Annotated in this window: 14 protein-coding genes and 1 pseudogene; 10 read left to right on the top strand and 5 right to left on the bottom strand. The window is 67.3% G+C overall.

Going from position 1 to position 16166, the window contains the following annotated elements; genetic code table 11:
• Nucleotides 1-120: 120 nt before the first annotated feature.
• From CSW62_RS20075 to CSW62_RS27085, 5 genes and pseudogenes are all read left to right on the top strand, one after another.
• Entirely contained in the window at nucleotides 121-2199 is a 2079-nt protein-coding gene (locus CSW62_RS20075; protein WP_099580884.1) for a 3-hydroxyacyl-CoA dehydrogenase NAD-binding domain-containing protein, read from the top strand.
• Between the two features lie 140 nt (nucleotides 2200-2339).
• A complete protein-coding gene (locus CSW62_RS20070; RefSeq protein WP_099580882.1) occupies nucleotides 2340-3890 on the top strand; it encodes a class I adenylate-forming enzyme family protein in 1551 nt (516 codons plus the stop codon).
• A gap of 142 nt (nucleotides 3891-4032) precedes the next feature.
• On the top strand, nucleotides 4033-5034 hold the full coding sequence (locus CSW62_RS20065) for a DegT/DnrJ/EryC1/StrS family aminotransferase (protein WP_099580879.1): 1002 nt from the start codon (nucleotides 4033-4035) through the stop codon (nucleotides 5032-5034).
• 54 nt (nucleotides 5035-5088) lie between these two features.
• On the top strand, nucleotides 5089-5583 hold the full coding sequence (locus CSW62_RS20060) for a DUF2199 domain-containing protein (RefSeq protein ID WP_099580877.1): 495 nt from the start codon (nucleotides 5089-5091) through the stop codon (nucleotides 5581-5583).
• Between the two features lie 13 nt (nucleotides 5584-5596).
• Nucleotides 5597-5694, top strand: a pseudogene (locus tag CSW62_RS27085) (hypothetical protein).
• 17 nt (nucleotides 5695-5711) lie between these two features.
• On the opposite strand, the gene corA reads toward CSW62_RS27085, so the two are convergent.
• On the bottom strand, nucleotides 5712-6680 hold the full coding sequence (gene corA, locus CSW62_RS20055) for a magnesium/cobalt transporter CorA (RefSeq protein ID WP_099580875.1): 969 nt from the start codon (nucleotides 6678-6680) through the stop codon (nucleotides 5712-5714).
• A gap of 18 nt (nucleotides 6681-6698) precedes the next feature.
• The gene (locus CSW62_RS20050; protein WP_099580873.1) at nucleotides 6699-7733 is read right to left on the bottom strand and encodes an adenosine deaminase; all 1035 of its coding nucleotides are present in this window, start codon (nucleotides 7731-7733) and stop codon (nucleotides 6699-6701) included.
• Between the two features lie 194 nt (nucleotides 7734-7927).
• Here CSW62_RS20050 and CSW62_RS20045 point away from each other — a divergent pair, with 194 nt between their 5' ends.
• On the top strand, nucleotides 7928-8947 hold the full coding sequence (locus tag CSW62_RS20045) for an amidohydrolase family protein (protein ID WP_099580871.1): 1020 nt from the start codon (nucleotides 7928-7930) through the stop codon (nucleotides 8945-8947).
• Between the two features lie 39 nt (nucleotides 8948-8986).
• Here CSW62_RS20045 and CSW62_RS20040 read toward each other — a convergent pair whose 3' ends face one another.
• Both CSW62_RS20040 and CSW62_RS20035 read right to left on the bottom strand, forming a co-directional pair.
• A complete protein-coding gene (locus CSW62_RS20040; protein WP_099580869.1) occupies nucleotides 8987-9238 on the bottom strand; it encodes a hypothetical protein in 252 nt (83 codons plus the stop codon).
• 122 nt (nucleotides 9239-9360) lie between these two features.
• Nucleotides 9361-10254, bottom strand: coding sequence for a pirin family protein (locus CSW62_RS20035; RefSeq protein WP_099580866.1), 894 nt, complete (start codon nucleotides 10252-10254; stop codon nucleotides 9361-9363).
• Between the two features lie 104 nt (nucleotides 10255-10358).
• Between CSW62_RS20035 and CSW62_RS20030 the strand changes: the two genes are divergently transcribed.
• Nucleotides 10359-10874 (top strand): hypothetical protein, encoded by a 516-nt coding sequence (locus CSW62_RS20030; protein WP_099580864.1) that lies wholly within the window; start codon nucleotides 10359-10361, stop codon nucleotides 10872-10874.
• Between the two features lie 84 nt (nucleotides 10875-10958).
• Nucleotides 10959-11483 carry a hypothetical protein gene (locus CSW62_RS20025; RefSeq protein ID WP_099580862.1) on the top strand — a complete coding sequence of 175 codons (525 nt, stop codon included), beginning with the start codon at nucleotides 10959-10961 and terminating at the stop codon, nucleotides 11481-11483.
• Nucleotides 11484-11521: 38 nt separating this feature from the next.
• Here the strand turns inward: CSW62_RS20025 and CSW62_RS20020 are convergent, their stop codons facing one another.
• The gene (locus tag CSW62_RS20020; protein ID WP_099580860.1) at nucleotides 11522-12562 is read right to left on the bottom strand and encodes an NAD(P)-dependent alcohol dehydrogenase; all 1041 of its coding nucleotides are present in this window, start codon (nucleotides 12560-12562) and stop codon (nucleotides 11522-11524) included.
• 195 nt (nucleotides 12563-12757) lie between these two features.
• Between CSW62_RS20020 and CSW62_RS20015 the strand changes: the two genes are divergently transcribed.
• Together CSW62_RS20015 and CSW62_RS27290 are read left to right on the top strand one after the other, a co-directional pair.
• Nucleotides 12758-13666 (top strand): AraC family transcriptional regulator, encoded by a 909-nt coding sequence (locus CSW62_RS20015; protein ID WP_099580859.1) that lies wholly within the window; start codon nucleotides 12758-12760, stop codon nucleotides 13664-13666.
• A gap of 117 nt (nucleotides 13667-13783) precedes the next feature.
• The gene (locus CSW62_RS27290; protein ID WP_143324432.1) at nucleotides 13784-16123 is read left to right on the top strand and encodes a matrixin family metalloprotease; all 2340 of its coding nucleotides are present in this window, start codon (nucleotides 13784-13786) and stop codon (nucleotides 16121-16123) included.
• Nucleotides 16124-16166 lie beyond the last annotated feature (43 nt).

The following is a 16166-nucleotide window of genomic DNA, read 5'->3' as shown; positions in this document are numbered from 1 at the left end:
CGGCGCCCTGTCTCGAAGCGCCGGGAAAGCTCGTGCCGTCGCGGAGGTCTGGACATCTTCGCGGGAGCGTGCAGGCTGGCTTCAAACAACCGTTCAAACGAAAATAGGGGTCGAAACGCCATGGCCGCGATCAACGCCGTCACCGATCTTTCCGTCGAAGGCGACATTGGCGTCGTCACGCTGAACTCGCCGCCGGTCAACGCGCTGTCGGCCGCCGTCCGCGAGGGGCTGAAGGGCGCGTTCGACGCGGCCATCGCCGATCCGGCCGTGCAGGCGATCGTGCTGATCTGCGAAGGCAAGACCTTCATCGCCGGGGCCGACATCACCGAGTTCGGCAAGGCCATGACCGGCCCGTCCCTGCAGGACGTGCAGGCGGTGATCGAGAACTCGCCCAAGCCCGTCGTGGCGGCGATCCACGGCACCGCCCTGGGCGGCGGCCTGGAAGTGGCGCTGGTCGCCCACTACCGCGTCGCCGTGCCCTCGGCCAAGGCTGGCCTGCCGGAAGTGAACATCGGCCTGCTGCCCGGCGCCGGCGGCACCCAGCGCCTGCCGCGCATCGTCGGCGTCGAGAAGGCGCTGGAGATGGTCACCAGCGGCCAGCATGTGCCGGCGAAAGCGGCTCTTGCGATGGGCCTGTTCGACTCCCTGGTCGAGGAAGGCGCCCTGCGCGACGGGGCCATCGCCTTCGCCCGCGTGGTGCTGGCCGAGGGCCGGCCGCTGAACAAGGTCCGCGAGCTGAACGACAAGGTCGAGGCCGCGCGCGGCAAGCCCGAGATCTTCGCCGACTTCCGCAAGGCCAACGCCAAGAAGTTCCGCGGCTTCATGGCCCCGGAGAACAACATCAAGTGCATCGAGGCGGCGGTGAACCTGCCCTTCGAGGACGGGCTGAAGGAAGAGCGCCGGCTGTTCATGGAGCTGATGACCGGCAGCCAGTCGGCCGCGCAGCGCTATGTGTTCTTCGCCGAACGCCAGGCCGCCAAGATCCCCGACGTGCCGGACGACACCCCGCTGATACCCGTCAAGAAGGTCGGCGTCATCGGCGCCGGCACCATGGGCGGCGGCATCTCGATGAACTTCCTCAACGCCGGCATCCCGGTGACGATCATCGAGGCCAAACAGGAGAACCTGGAGCGCGGCGTCGGGATCATCCGCAAGAACTATGAGAACACCGCCAAGAAGGGTCGTCTGACCCAGGACGACGTCGAAAAGCGCATGGCGCTGCTGACGCCCTCGATGAACCTCGAGGATCTGGCCGACTGCGACCTGATCATCGAGGCCGTGTTCGAGCTTATGGAGATCAAGAAGGAGGTCTTCGGCAAGCTGGACAAGATCGCCAAGCCGGGCGCGATCCTGGCCTCGAACACATCGTACCTGGACATCGACGTGATCGCCGCCAGCACCAGCCGGCCCGAGAGCGTGATCGGCCTGCACTTCTTCTCGCCGGCCAATGTCATGCGCCTGCTGGAGATCGTCCGGGGCGCCAAGACCGACAAGTCGGTGATCGCCACTTCGATGCAGATCGGCAAGAAGATCGGCAAGGTCGCGGTGCTGGTCGGCAACTGCCACGGCTTCGTCGGCAACCGCATGCTGGCCCAGCGCCAGCGCGAGGCCCAGAAGCTGATCCTGGAAGGCGCCATGCCCTGGGACGTCGACCGGGTGCTGTACGACTTCGGCCTGCCGATGGGCCCGTTCGCCATGAGCGACCTGGCCGGTCTCGACATCGGCTGGGACCCGGCCAAGACCAGCTCGTCCACCGTGCGCGAAGTGCTGTGCGAGATGGACCGGCGCGGCCAGAAGAACGGCAAGGGCTTCTACGACTACGACGAGAACCGCAACGCCAAGCCGTCGGCCGAGGTCGAGCAGGTGATCCGCGACTTCGCCGAGAAGCGCCAGATCCAGCGCCGGGAGATCACGGACCAGGAGATCCTGGAGCGCTGCCTGTATCCGATGGTCAACGAGGGCGCGAAGATCCTGGAAGAGGGCAAGGCCATCCGGGCGTCCGACATCGATATCGTCTGGATCAACGGCTACGGCTGGCCGGTCTATCGCGGCGGCCCGATGTTCTGGGGCGAGCTGGTCGGTCTGGATAAGATCCTGGCCAAGATGCAGGAGTTCCACGCCCAGCACGGCGACGACTTCAAGCCGTCGGCCCTGCTGGAGCGCCTGGTGGCCGAGGGCAAGGGCTTCAAGGACGCTTAGAACTCTTCCCTCCCCCTTGATGGGGGAGGGGCAGGGGTGGGGGTGATGCGGCGGCAACGCCCCGCTCCCACGTCCGACGCTGTCACCCCCATCCCCGACCCTTTCCCCATCCAAGGGGGAAGGGAGAAGAAGGCGTCCCCATGACCACCATCGCCGCCATGATGTCCGCCGACTACGGCGTGATGGGCGACATCCTGCGCCAGCGCGCCCAGGAAGGCCCCAACCATCCGGCCGTGATCATGGAGACCGGCGAGGCGGTGACCTACGCGGAGTTCGACGCCCTGGTCGACCGCGTCGCCGCCGCCCTGCAGCGTGACGGGATCGCCCCCGGCGAGGCCGTCGCGGTCTGCGCCCTGTCGTCCATCGCTTACGCGGCGGTGTTCCTTGGCGGCTTGAGGGCCGGCATCGCCGTGGCCCCGATCGCCCCGTCCTCGACGCCCGAGGCCATCGCCGGCATGGTCGCCGACTGCGGGGCCAAGGTGTTCTTCCTCGACGCCGGCGTGGCCGAAGCGCAGGCGCCCGCGCCGATCGCCGTGCGCCACATCGCCTTGGACGGCTCCTCGGCTGGCGACGCCTTCGACGCCTGGCTGGCCCCGGAACACGCGACGCCGCGCCCGGTTACGATCACGCCTGACCACCCGTTCAACATCATCTATTCCAGCGGCACGACCGGCACGCCCAAGGGCATCGTCCAGTCGCACGGCATGCGCTGGAAGCACGTCTTCCGGGGCGACGCGGTCGGCTACGGCCCCAATGCGGTGTCGGTGCTGTCGACGCCGCTCTATTCGAACACCACGCTCGTCTGCTTCTTCCCCACCCTGGCCGGCGGCGGGACCGTCGTGCTGATGAAGAAGTTCGACGCCGGCAAATATCTGGAACTGGCCCAGAAGCACCGCATGACCCACACCATGCTGGTGCCGGTGCAGTACCGCCGCCTGATGGAGCGGCCGGACTTCGACACCTACGACCTGTCCTCGACCCATCTGAAGTTCTGCACCAGCGCCCCGTTCGCGGCTGAACTGAAGGGGGAGGTGCTGCGGCGCTGGCCCGGCGGCCTGGTCGAGTATTTCGGCATGACCGAGGGCGGCGGCACCTGCATCCTCATCGCCCACGAGCATCCGGACAAGCTGCACACGGTCGGCCAGCCCGCGCCCGGCCACGACATCCGCCTGATCGACGAGGACGGCGTCCAGGTCGGCCCCGGCGTGGTCGGCGAGATCGTCGGCCGCTCGGCCGCGACCATGAACGGCTATCACGGCCGTCCGGACAAGACAGCCGAGGCCATCTGGACCTCGCCCGAGGGCTGGACCTTCATCCGCACCGGCGATGTCGGCCGCTTCGACGAGCAGGGCTTCCTGACCCTGATGGATCGCAAGAAGGACATGATCATCAGCGGCGGCTTCAACATCTATCCGTCCGACCTGGAAGCGGTGCTGGTGCAGCATCCCGCGGTGGTCGAGGCGGCGGTGGTTGGCGTGCCGTCGGACGCCTGGGGCGAGACCCCGGTGGCCTTCGTGGCCGTGAAGGGCGACGCCGACGCCGAGGCGATCAAGACCTTCGTCAACGGCCAGGTCGGCAAGACCCAGCGGCTGGCCGACGTGAAGATCGTAGACAGCCTGCCGCGCAGCCACATCGGCAAGGTGCTGAAGCGCGAACTGCGCGACTCATGGCAAGGTGCTGGGCAGGTTTAGGGGCAAGTTTCGCCTAGTCACTGAACTTTTTGCCGCGACGGCGCGCCGCATTAGGCCTGCCGGAATCGATGGATACGGTTGCTTAACCATATGGTGCGGCCATTGAGGTCGCCCGGTTCGTCGTGGAATGCGTTCTAGACCCATGCTCCCGAAGCCCGCCGCCGCCGCTCCGATCGCCGCTCCCACTCAAGAAGGGAATGGGGCGAAGCCGTTCCTCCGTGCTTCGGGCGCGCCGATCGATTTCGACGCCGTCGCCGCCGCTTTGAACACCGTCGGACACGGCGCGGACCTTCAGCAGCGCCTGGCCGCCCGCTTCGCCCGTCCCGTCGCCGTGCGCGCCTTCGCCGACCGCGTCGAGGCCACGGCCGGCGCGCTGAAGGCCCTGGGCGTGCGCCAAGGCGGCGTCTGCGTCGTCTCGGCCCTGGCCGATCCGGAGACCCTGGCCGGCATCGCCGCCGCGGGCCTCAAGCCCTGGCTGGTCGATGTCGACCCGTTCAGCGCCATGTTCGACACCGGCCACCTGCGCGAGCGCCTGCCCGACGCGCCGGGGCCGCTGGAAGCGATCGTGCCCGCCGCCGCCCACGGCCGCGCCCCCGACATGCGGGCCTGGGCCGCCTTCCGCGCCGAGACCGGCCTGCCGATCCTGATCGACGCGGCCGGCGCCTTCGACGTGGTGATCGCCGCGCCTGTTCCTGTTCTCGTGGGCCTCCCCGCTGGGTCGGGCGTTTTCGTCGCCTGCGAGGACGCCACCCCGATCAACGCCATCGACGCCGCGCCGTTCACGGGCGACGACGGCCTCGCCGCCTGGCCGGGCCTGCGCCAGCGCCTGTGCGGCGCGGCCCAGCAGCTGCGCGTCCTGCTGCTGGACAGCGGCGTCGGCTTCCAGCCGGGCTGGGGCATGAGCTGGATCTCGCGGACCTGCGCGCTGTCCCTGCCGACCGACGACGCCGGGGCCGTGGCTTGGAAGCTCCAGGCGGCCGGGATCGCCGCCAGCTGCTCGGTTCGCGACCGCGCCCTGGCCGCCGACGACACCCCGACCGCCGACCACCTGGCGGCCTCGACCGTGGTCATCGCCCTGGACCCCGACCTCGACATCGAGGGCCTGGACCATCTCTGCGACGTCCTGCGCGACGCGGTGGCCTAGAGCCGGTCGGCGACTTGGCCTAAGCATCGGAGCGTATTCACGCCGAAGGTTGCGATGGCCGAAGAGTCTCAAGAGCCCCAGTCCCTGGAATCCCTGTCCCTCGACTGGGGCTTCACCTTGCCCGACGAGGTCTGGGCGATCCCCGAGGAAGAGCGCGACGCGCAAGCCCGCTACAACGACGACCTCTGCCAGTGGGGCGACCGCGTCTTCATCCGCTGCATCCTGCCCACGCCGCTGAAGGGGACGGACGACTATTTCGGCTGGGGCGCCTGGGCCGAGGTCGAGGCCGAGGTCTTCGAGCGCTATCTCGACCTCTATGACGCCGACGGCCGCGAGGAGCCGCCGCACCCGGCGAAACTGGCCAACCGCCTCGCGCCCTATCCGGGCACGACGCTGGGCACCCGCCTGCTGATCCAGTTCCAGACCCCCGACGAGCGCCCGACCCTGATCCTCCTCGATGGCGACAAGAGCCGCCTGGCCCAGGACCAGCGCGACGGCATCGACACCGCGCGGCACCGGGAGATCCTGGAGACGCTCCCTCTCCCATAGGGAGAGGGTTGGGGTGAGGGGTTACAGCCTCGACGGAGTGCCGGCACGCCGTCGGACCTCGTAACCCCTCACCCTCCCGCCGCTTCGCGGCGGGCCCCGCCCTCTCCCTAAAGGAGAGGGGTTTGGTCCTAAAGCCAGCCCGTCTTGCGGAAGCGCCGGTACAGCACGGCGCAGACCCCGACGATCACGGCCAGTACGCCGTAGTAGCCGTATTCCCACTTCAGCTCGGGCATGTGCTCGAAGTTCATGCCGTAGATGCCGGCCACGGCCGTCGGTACGGCCAGGATGGCGGCCCAGGCGGCCAGCTGGCGGGTGATGACGCCCTGGCGCTGCTGTTCCAGCAGGCTGCTGATCTCGAACACGAAGGTCAGCACCTCGCGCAGGCTGTCGACCAGGATCTCGGTGCGCTGGATGTGGTCGCGGACGTCGCGGAAATAGGGCCGGACCTCGCTGTCGATACAGGGCAGGTCGTGATGCTCCAGCGCGCTGACCACCTGGATCATGGGACCCAGCAGCTTCTTGAACTTCATCAGCGCCCGGCGAAGATTGAAGATGCGGGCGATCTCGGCGCGGCTGAGAAAGGCGTCCAGCGCCCGCCGCTCGAAGCTGATCAGCTCCTCCTCGATGGCGTCGACGACGGGCATGTAGCCGTCGACGATGAAGTCCAGCACCGCGTGCAGCACATAGTCGACGCCGTGCGACAGCAGGCCCGGCGCGGCCTCCAGCTGGGCGCGCAGCTCGCTGTGGGCCCGGGCCGAGCCGTGGCGGACGGTGATCAGGTGCTGGCGGCCGACGAAGAAGTCGGTCTCGCCATATTCGATCCGATCGTTGTCGAGCCGCGCGGTCTTGGCGACGACGAACAGCTGGTCGCCATAGACGTCGACTTTGGGCGTCTGGCGGGCGCTCAGCGCGTCTTCGACCGCCAGCGGGTGCAGGCGGAAGGCCTGCTGCAGCACGCGCAGCTCGGCCTCGTCGGGCTCGACAAGGCCGATCCAGACGAATTCGCCTTCGCGCGGTTGCAGGCTGTCCGGATCGTCCAGGCTGAGCGGACGAACGACCTGGCCGTCGATATAGGCGCTGGCGGCGACGACGCTCATACGGAGAGGCTCACGCGGTCAGTGGCTGGCCGCGTAGGCCTCGACCTGCGCCACGCGCCGGGCCTTCTCGGCCGCGTCGAGGAAGGAGCCGGTGAAGCTGTTCTTGGCCAGGGTGACGATCTCCTCGCGGGTCAGGCCCACGGCGCCGGCGGTGGCCATGTAGTTCTCCAACAGGTAGCCGCCGAAATAGGCCGGGTCGTCGGAGTTCACGGTCGCCTTCAGGCCCAGGGAGAGCATCTTCTTCAGCGGGTGGACGTCCAGGCTGGGCACGCCGCACAGCTTCAGGTTCGACAAGGGGCAGACCGTCAGGGTGGTCCCGTCGGCGATCAGGCGCGCCGTCAGGGCCTCGTCTTCCAGGGCGCGGTTGCCGTGGTCGATGCGGTCGACCTTCACCAGGTCGATGGCTTCCCAGACATATTCCGGCGGGCCTTCCTCGCCGGCGTGGGCGACGATCTTCAGGCCCAGGTCGCGGGCGGCCTGGAACACGCGAGCGAACTTGGCCGGCGGGTGGCCGACTTCCGAGCTGTCGAGGCCGACGCCGGCGATCTTGTCCAGCCAGGGCTTGGCCAGTTCCAGCGTCTCGAAGGCGGCCTCTTCCGACAGGTGGCGCAGGAAGCAGAGGATCAGCTTGCTGGTGACGCCCAGCGTCTTCTCGGCCTCGTCCATGCCGGCCAGCAGGCCTTGCATCACCACGCCGAAGGCGACGCCGCGGTCGGTGTGGGTCTGGGGATCGAAGAAGATCTCGGCGTGGGTGCCGCCATCCGCCGCCAGGCGCTTGAAATAGGCCAGGGCCAGGTCCTTGAAGTCCTCGGCCGTCTGCAGCACGCCCGCGCCCTGGTAATAGATGTCCAGGAAGTCCTGCAGGTTGGAGAAGGCGTAGGCCGCGCGGATGGCCTCGACCGAGGCGAAGGGCAGGGTGACGCCGTTGCGCTGGGCCAGCTCGAACATCAGCTCGGGCTCGAGGCTGCCCTCGATGTGCATGTGCAGCTCGGCCTTGGGCAGGCCGCGGACAAATTCGGTGAAGGCGAAGTCGGTGGAGGCGGTGTCGGTCATTGGGATGTCATCGGGCGTGCGCGCGGCGGGGTCAAGGCGGTGATGGCCAGGCTGGCGCGGTCTCGGGCGGATGTCCACGCCATGGACGGTGGGATTTACAGCGGCGCGCGGTTCGGCTTCATTGGCGACTGGTTCGTCGAACGGTGTTCCTCCAGATCGGAGCGCGACCCGTTCGCGCCGTTTCGGGGGGGGCGATGCGCTTCATATCCATGCTGATGGCGCTGGCCGGCGTCGTCCTGCTGGCCGCTCCCGCCCGCGCCGCCGACCCGATCATCGACATGCACCTGCATGCCATGGCCGCCGACGACCAAGGGCCGCCGCCGCTGGCCATGTGCACGCCGATCAATCCCATGCCGACCTGGGACCAGCGCCAGCCCTGGACGGACGGCCTGATGGGCATGTTCAAGCACCCGACGTGCGCCGACCCGATCTGGTCGCCGACTAGCGAGGATGAGATCCGCGACAAGACCCTGGCTATCATGCGCAAGCGCAACATCATCGGGGTGGTCAGCGGCTCCTATAAGCGCGTGATGGCGTGGCAGGCGTTGGCGCCCGACCGGGTGCTGCCGGGCCTGATCCCGGCCGACGCCGAGCTCTCCAAGCCCAAGGTGATGCTTGACGAGTTCGCCCAGGCCAAGGCGGCCGGCAAGCTGGCGGTGATCGGCGAGCTGGGCTTCCAGTACGAGGGCGTCGCGCCCAACGATCCGCGCCTGGAAAACCTCTGGGCCGCCGCCGAGCAACTGGATATCCCGGTAGCCATCCACGTCGGACCCGGCCCGCCTGGCATGGCCTATGTCCCGGGCGCCGGCTATCGCGCGCGGCTCAGCAGTCCGCTCTTGCTGGAGGATGTGCTGGTCAAGCATCCCAAGCTGCGCATCAACGTCATGCACGCCGGCTTTCCGATGCTGGACGACACCCTGGCCCTGCTCTACGCCCATCCGCAGGTCTATTTGGACACCGGCGTGATCGTCTATACCCAGCCCCGCCCGGCCTTCTATCGCTACCTGCAGGCGCTGGTGGACGCAGGGTTCGGCGAACGGGTCATGTTCGGATCGGACCAGATGGTCTGGCCAGAGGCCATAGAGCGTTCCATCGCGGTGATCGAGGAAGCACCCTTCCTGTCCGCGCAGCAGAAGCGGGACATTCTGTACAACAACGCCGCCCGCTTCCTGCGACTGGACGAGGCGACCAAGGCCAGGCATCGGGCGATGTAGCCGCCGGCCGCCCAGTAGGACGGCCGGCGGTCACGTCATCTAGTGCGCGGCGTCCTTGGCCTTGTCGGCGGCCTTCTTGGCTTCGTCGCCAGCCTTTTCGGCGGCTTCGCCGGCGGCAGCTGCCGCATCGCCGGCGGCTTCCTTGGAAGCTTCAGTCGGCGCGGCGGCGGCGTCGGCCGTGGCGTTGGCGGCGTCGGTCGCGGCTTGCGAGGCGGCGGCGGCCTGGTTGGCGGCGGCGGCGCTTTCGGTGGTCGCTTCCTGGGCCTTCTCGGCCTTGTTCTCGCAGGCCATGACCGTCAGGCCCAGAGCGCCACGGCCGCGATCGTCACGATACGCATGAGCGTCTTCTCCCTCTCCGGCCTTGGCGCCGGGTCAGGAGATAATCCGAATGGTGGCGTTCGGTTGCGCGCGCGCTACAGCGGCTGCGGCGGAGGCGGCGGGCCTTCTGGCAGGGGGATGAACTCGTCGTGGTCCAGGTCGGGCAGCTTCATGCGGCCGGCCTTCCAGTCGGCCTTGGCCTGCTCGATGCGGTCCTTGGACGAGGAGACGAAGTTCCACTCGATGAAGCGCGGACCGACCGGCTCGCCGCCCATCAGCATGACAGTCGAGCGCTCGATGGCCTTGAAGACGATGGTGTCGCCCGGCGCGAACACCGCCATCTGGGTCTCTACCAGTTCGCGGCCGGCGACCTCGACCCGGCCGGCGGCGATATAGGCGGCGCGTTCGGCATATTCGGCGGGCAGGGCGGCGGTGGTCCCCGGCTCCAGCTCCCAGTGAACATAGAAGAGCGGCGAATAGACCGGAACGTTCGACTTTGCGCCGAACGCCTCGCCGGCGATCAGCCGCGCCTTCAGGCCGCCTTCCTCGTAGTATGGAAGGTCCGCGGGCCCTTCGTGGTGGGTGAAGCTGGGGTCGATCTCCTCATATTCCTTGGGCAGGGCGATCCAGGCCTGCATGCCGTCCATGCGCCCGCCGTGCTCGCGCAGGCCCTCGAAGCGTTCGGAGTGGGTGATCCCCGAGCCGGCGGTCATCCAGTTGACCTCGTTGGGCTTGATCACCGCCAGCGAGCCGACGCTGTCGCGGTGGGTGATCTCGCCCTCGAACAGATAGGTCAGGGTCGACAGGCCGATATGCGGGTGCGGGCGCACGTCGGCGTTCTTGGCGAAGCCAGGCTGGAAGGCCGCCGGACCCATGTGGTCGAGGAAGGTGAACGGCCCGACCATGCGGTGCGCGTGGAAGGGCAGGATGCGGCCCACTTCGAAATTGCCGAGATCACGGCGACGGGCTTCGAAGACGAGGTCGATCATGGGGCGCTCCGGCAAGGGTGCGCCGAGTTTAGCGGGGCTTTAGGCGCGGCGCTTGTCGAAAAGCGCTTCCTTCTCCCGCGAGGGGAGAAGTACGGCGCTCGTTCATGTTAGAACCGCCTCGCGCAAGTACGGAGCCCCCCATGACCAACCTCACCCCCGACCAGGAAGCCGCCCTGCTGGCCGACCTCACAAAGACCTGCCGCGACGCCGGCTATGTGGTCGAGGCGATCGATCGCGGGCTGGAAGTGTCCGGCGGCGAGGATGAGGGCGCCTACTACCTGCTGCCCGATCATGGCTGGCTGCAGACGCGCTGCCTGGTGCTGGATCCCGACGACCTTGCCGAGGCCCGTGACCTGACGGCGCTGTTCGAGACGGTGGCCAAGGCCCAGTTCCGCCTGATCGGCTGCCGGTTCGGCTATGACATCGAAACCGGCCTGTGGCTGGTCGAGGACCTCTATCCGGGCTTCGACCCCGCCAAGGTCCCGGCCGTGCTGGAGCAGATGACCTTCATCTGGGACGCGCTGGAGGGCCTGTTCGAGAGCGCGCTTGAGGGTGTGGTGCCCAATGACGACGCCTTCGACGCCGCGTTCGACCTGGAAGCGGCGACGCCGCCTAACTAGGACGGAAGTCTCGCGGCTGAAGGGAACCACCGGCCAAGCTTGTCGTTCCTGATCGGTGTTCACTCGCGGTTGGAGGGCGTTGCCATGTCTCGGAAGCTATTGGTCATGATCGGAGCTGTGGTCGCCCTGGCGATCGCGCCGGCGGCCCATGCCCAGATGAAGCCGCCGTCCAAGCCGGACGAGCCCGGCGGTCGCTGGGGCGAGGCCAAGAAGAAGGCCGTCGACATCGGCAGCCAGCCGGCGCGCGACATCGGCGCGTCCAAGCGCGAAATCCCGCCGATCCTGGAGAAGGCCTTCAACGACCCCTACAGCCTTAAAGGCCTGAAGACCTGCAAGGCGATCGCCGGCGAGGTCACCGAGCTGAACGCCGTGCTGGGCGCCGACTACTCGGTCGGCAACGAGTATACCGAGAACCGCGCCGGCAAGCTGGCCGAGGCCGGCGGCAAGACGATCATCAACAGCATCATCCCGTTCCGCGGCCTGGTCCGGGAAATGACGGGCGCGGCGCCCGCCGACCGCCACATGAACGCGGTGGTCGACGCCGGCCTGGCCCGTCGCGGTTTCCTGCGCGGCGTGCACCTGCGCCAGGGCTGCAAGACGCGGTTCTAGAGATTTTCCCTCTCCCGCAAGGGGAGAGGGAATTTCCCCTACAGCGTCGCCATGTCGATCACGAAGCGGTAGCGCACGTCGCTCTTGTGCATGCGCTTGTAGGCCTCGTTGATCTGGTCGATCGCGATGGTCTCGATGTCGGCGACGATCTCGTGCTGGCCGCAGAAGTCGAGCATCTCCTGGGTCTCCTTGATCGAGCCGATCATCGAGCCGGCCAGGGTGCGGCGGCCAGGGATCAGGGCGAAGGCGTTCAGCGACACCGGCTCTTCCGGCGCGCCGACCAGCACCATGGTCCCGTCGACCTTTAGCAGGTTCAGATAGCCGCCCCAGTCGATGCCGGCCGAGACCGTGCAGACGATCAGGTCCAGCGTCCCCGCCAGGGTCTCGAAGGTCTTCGGGTCATTGGTGGCGTAGTAATGGTCGGCGCCCATCTTCAGGCCGTCGGCCTGCTTGGACAGGGTCTGGCTCAGCACCGTGACTTCCGCGCCCATGGCGTGGGCGATCTTGACGCCCATGTGGCCCAGGCCGCCCATGCCCAGGATGGCGACCTTCTTGCCCGGACCGGCGTTCCAGTGGCGCAGCGGCGAATAGAGCGTGATGCCCGCGCACAGCAGCGGCGCGGCGGCGTCCAGGGCCAGGTTGTCGGGGATCGACAGGACGTAGCCTTCCTTGACCACCATGTGGTCGGAATAGCCGCCATAGGTCGGCAGGTCGCTGCCCGGCTGCGGGCTGCTGTAGGTCTGGACCAGGCCGGGCATGTACTGCTCGCGGTCCAGGTCGCGGGCGGCGCAGGTGGTGCAGCTGTCGACGAAGCAGCCGACGCCGACGCGGTCGCCTTCCTTGAACTTGGTGACGCTGGCGCCGACGGCGGTGACCACGCCGGTGATCTCGTGGCCCGGCACGATCGGATAGACGCTTTGGCCCCAGCCGTTGTCGACCATGTGGATGTCGGAGTGGCAGACGCCGCAGTGCTTGATCGCGATGACGACGTCGTCGGCATTGGGCTCGCGGCGGTCGAAGGTGAACGGCGCGAGCGGCGCGCCAGCGGCGGGAGCCGCATAGCCTTTAGCGGTGGCCATGGGGATATGTCCTTGATTGTGGGGGCGATCGGGGGAGGATCGAACAGCCGGAGGTTTGCCACGCGCCGGCGCGAGGGCGTTACACCGATCCTGCAAAGCTCCTGCACGATCCTGCAAAAAGGGGCTGGGGCGGTTTTCGCCGCGCGCGCGCGGGCGTAGAACTTCGGTGTTCCGAAAGCCTTGGAAACCAGACCCTTGAGCGCTTCCACCCTCTCCGAGGCCTATGCCGAGATCACGCGGATCGTCGCCCGTTACGCCAAGGACGAGGCCATCGAGTCGCCGATCGACGGCCTCTTCATCGTCAAGCGCACCTCGCCGACCCTGCCGCTGCACGCCCATCAGAGACCGTCTTTCTGGCTGGTGGCCCAGGGCCGCAAGTGCGTGACGGTCGGCGAGGAGGAACTGCACTACGGCGTCGGCGACTGCCTGCTGGTCGCCCTGGACATGCCGATGACCTCGCGCATCACCCACGCCAGCGAAACCGAGCCTCACCTGTGCGTCGGCGTGGAGATCAATCCGACCCGGCTGGCCGAACTAATGGGCCGGCTGCCGCCCGAGACGGCCGCTCCGACCGACGGGGTGCGCGGGGTCGCCGTCGCGCGCGCCGCGCCACAGTTGGTGGACGCCACCTTGCGGCTGCTGCGCCTGCTGGATCGTCCCAAGGACGTGGCCGCCCTGGCCCCCCTGATCGAGCAGGAGATTCTGTATCATCTGCTGAGCGGCCCCTGTGGCGCTCGCTTGCTGCACATCGCCTGGGCCGAGGGACAGGGCCATCGCGTCACGCGCGCCGTCGCCTGGCTGCGCGAGCACTTCGCCGAGACCCTGCGCATCGAGGCGCTGGCCGACCATGTGGGCATGAGCGAAAGCTCGCTGCACCACCACTTCAAGGCCGTCACCAACATGACGCCGATGCAGTACCAGAAGCAGCTGCGCCTCTACGAGGCCCGCCGCCTGATGCTGGTCGAGGGCCTGGACGTCGGCGCGGCCGGCTTCGCGGTCGGCTACCAGAGCCCCTCGCAGTTCAGCCGCGAGTACCGCCGCCTCTACGGCCTACCCCCAGCCCGCGACGTCGAGGCCCTCCGCGCCCCGATCGCGGCGGAGTAGGGCGCTTAAGTCCGCCGCACGGAATGGCTGTGACGTGGATCATCGTCCTCCTGAGATTGACATGTCGGCCCGTCTTCGCTGGATAGTCGTCGGGCTGTGCGTCCTGGAGATCCGACAATGACGGTCGTGAACGACTACAGGGCGCTAGCGTCCGGCAGTTGGAACTGGTCCAACACCAATCAGACTTTCAAGCCAGCGAGTCTGCCTACCATCGTCACCTATTCGTTCGAGACTTGGCCGTCACCGGACGTCCGGGCGATCGGCAACTTCAACCAGGCGTTCTGGGATAGTTTCCAGCCGCTGACGGACAAGCAGAAGGCCGCCGCCAAAGCCGCCCTCGACGCCTGGGCGGCGGCCAGCGGTCTTGTCTTCATCGAGGTCCCCAGCGGTGTCGGCGACATCCGCTTCGGCGTCTACGACTTCGACGTTGGCGGACCTAACGATTCGAAGCACGCGGCCGCTTACGCCCACGGCCCTGGCGGCGGTCTGGGCGGCGACGTCTTCGTCGGCAAGGCCAGCTACGAGAGCATGCAGTTGTTTCTGCACGAGATTGGACACGCGCTGGGCCTGAAGCATCCGTTCGACGGCGACCCCACCCTTGAGACCGCGCTCGACAACTACAGCCACACGGTCATGAGCTACACCTCGGGCGGCTCGAACGGTTCGGTGCTGGGCGATATCGACCGGGCTGCCATCGCCTATCTCTACGGGGCGCCGGGCGCGCCGGTCCCCTGGAGCTGGTCGTGGGATGCGGTCACCCTGACCATGACCCAGACCAACACCGCCGCGAACGCCGCAATACATGGGATTGGCCTAAACAATGTGATCACCGTCGGCGACGAGGCCGTCGTGGCCGCCGGCTCGGGAGCCAACGTCATTGCGACCGGGCAGAAGGGCACGGTCGATTTTCAGTGGAACACCGATGCCAAGAGGGCGAGCAGCGTCGTCACCATGGGCGCGGACGCCAAGATCAACACCGCCAACTATAACGGCTCCCTGAGGATCACCGCCGGCGATCGCGCCGACATTTTCCTACCCGCTGCCTCGACCACCGCAGCGCCCAATCCCGATGCGTCGGTGAAGATCACGATCGGGGCGGACGGGAAGGTCAACGGCAATACATACGCCAATGCACTTTCGATCACGGCGGGCGCCAACGCGCAGATATTCCTACCTTTCCTTAAGGACGCAACGCCGAACGCCTTGATCAAGTCGACTGTGACGGCGGGCGACTTAGCCAAGATCTACGCCGACAACTACATCCATGGCCTGGAGATCACGGCCGGCGCGAAGGCTTCGGTGAACGTCAATGCGGGCCTCGCCGACGTGAAGGTGGGGGACGGCTCGTCCGTTTTCGTTATCACTACCACCCTGGGAGGCCTCAAGACCGATCAGACCAGCCATTTCACCTTCGGGGCCGGTGGCTCCTTCGTCGGAGGCAATGCGCTGGGGACGAACATCATCGTCTCGGCTGGCGACACAAACGTGTACGGCGGCAAGGGCGCGGAGTTGGTCTTCACCAGCGGCAAAAACGCCTATTTCACCACCGGCGCCGGCGCGGACATCGTGATTATCGCCACGACCGGGGCGCCGGCTTCCGCGTTCTCGACCTCTAACAACACGGATGGCACGATCACGACGTGGGTGAACAACGGCGTGGGCGCCGACGGCAAGAGCCAGTTCTGGGGTTTCCAGAACGTCGAGTTCGCCGAGTTCGCCAACAGCCTCTACAGCTTTGAGCAGAAGGCGTACCTGAGCGCCTTCCCGGCCTTGAAGGTCGCTTACGGATCCCTCCTGCGCACCGCCGGGGTGGAGATGACGCACCTGGCGATCGCCGACCTTTCGCTGCGCGTCGGCAAAGGCCAGATCAACAGCGCGCAGGCGATGGGCCAAATCCTCGCGACGGCCGACTCTACGACTTCGGTGGCGTCAATCAACTACCAGTTCTTCACCGGTAAGGTTCCGAGCCTTGGCGGCATCGACTTCCTGATCTCGCCGACCGGGCCCAACGCGACGAACCTCAACAGCGTCTACTACGCCCAGTTCGACACGGTGAACCGCTACATCAACTTCGCGGTGAACCTGGGCAAGAATGGCGAGGCCAAGGACAGCTTCGCGGCCAAGTACGGATCGCTCAGCCTGATCGATGCGACCAAGGAGGCCTATAAGACGATCTTCGGCGCGAGCCCGACCGACGCCAAGGCTCACGCTCTGATCGATGGGCGGATCGACTACCTGGCGTACTACGGCGGCGATGGCCCGAACGGCGTCGGTACCAAGGCGGCGATGGTCGGGTTCCTGCTGGCGGCCGCCGCGACCGAGGATGTTGGCGTCATGGCCAAGTCCAACGACGCCTGGTTGACCGATCTGTCGGACGGCTCGGCGCCTTTCGCGATCAATATCCTCGATCCGGCCAACGGCTACTACAAGGCCGACTTCATCTTCGGCGGCGCCTAGCAAGACTTGTCACCGCCCGGACGATCGCGTCACATGCCGCCGT

This window comes from Caulobacter sp. FWC2, assembly GCF_002742625.1.
GTDB lineage: Bacteria > Pseudomonadota > Alphaproteobacteria > Caulobacterales > Caulobacteraceae > Caulobacter.
This window is presented reverse-complemented; position numbering and strand designations above follow the sequence as displayed.

Coding starts and splice junctions, on each gene's coding strand:
- CSW62_RS20075 (WP_099580884.1), top strand. CDS start 121: ATGGCCGCGATCAACGCCGTCACCGATCTTTCCGTCGAAGGCGACATT.
- CSW62_RS20020 (WP_099580860.1), bottom strand. CDS start 12,562: ATGGCCACCGCTAAAGGCTATGCGGCTCCCGCCGCTGGCGCGCCGCTC.
- corA (WP_099580875.1), bottom strand. CDS start 6,680: ATGAGCGTCGTCGCCGCCAGCGCCTATATCGACGGCCAGGTCGTTCGT.
- CSW62_RS20060 (WP_099580877.1), top strand. CDS start 5,089: ATGGCCGAAGAGTCTCAAGAGCCCCAGTCCCTGGAATCCCTGTCCCTC.
- CSW62_RS20040 (WP_099580869.1), bottom strand. CDS start 9,238: ATGGCCTGCGAGAACAAGGCCGAGAAGGCCCAGGAAGCGACCACCGAA.
- CSW62_RS20070 (WP_099580882.1), top strand. CDS start 2,340: ATGACCACCATCGCCGCCATGATGTCCGCCGACTACGGCGTGATGGGC.
- CSW62_RS20030 (WP_099580864.1), top strand. CDS start 10,359: ATGTTAGAACCGCCTCGCGCAAGTACGGAGCCCCCCATGACCAACCTC.
- CSW62_RS20025 (WP_099580862.1), top strand. CDS start 10,959: ATGTCTCGGAAGCTATTGGTCATGATCGGAGCTGTGGTCGCCCTGGCG.
- CSW62_RS27290 (WP_143324432.1), top strand. CDS start 13,784: ATGACGGTCGTGAACGACTACAGGGCGCTAGCGTCCGGCAGTTGGAAC.
- CSW62_RS20065 (WP_099580879.1), top strand. CDS start 4,033: ATGCTCCCGAAGCCCGCCGCCGCCGCTCCGATCGCCGCTCCCACTCAA.
- CSW62_RS20050 (WP_099580873.1), bottom strand. CDS start 7,733: ATGACCGACACCGCCTCCACCGACTTCGCCTTCACCGAATTTGTCCGC.
- CSW62_RS20045 (WP_099580871.1), top strand. CDS start 7,928: ATGCGCTTCATATCCATGCTGATGGCGCTGGCCGGCGTCGTCCTGCTG.
- CSW62_RS20035 (WP_099580866.1), bottom strand. CDS start 10,254: ATGATCGACCTCGTCTTCGAAGCCCGTCGCCGTGATCTCGGCAATTTC.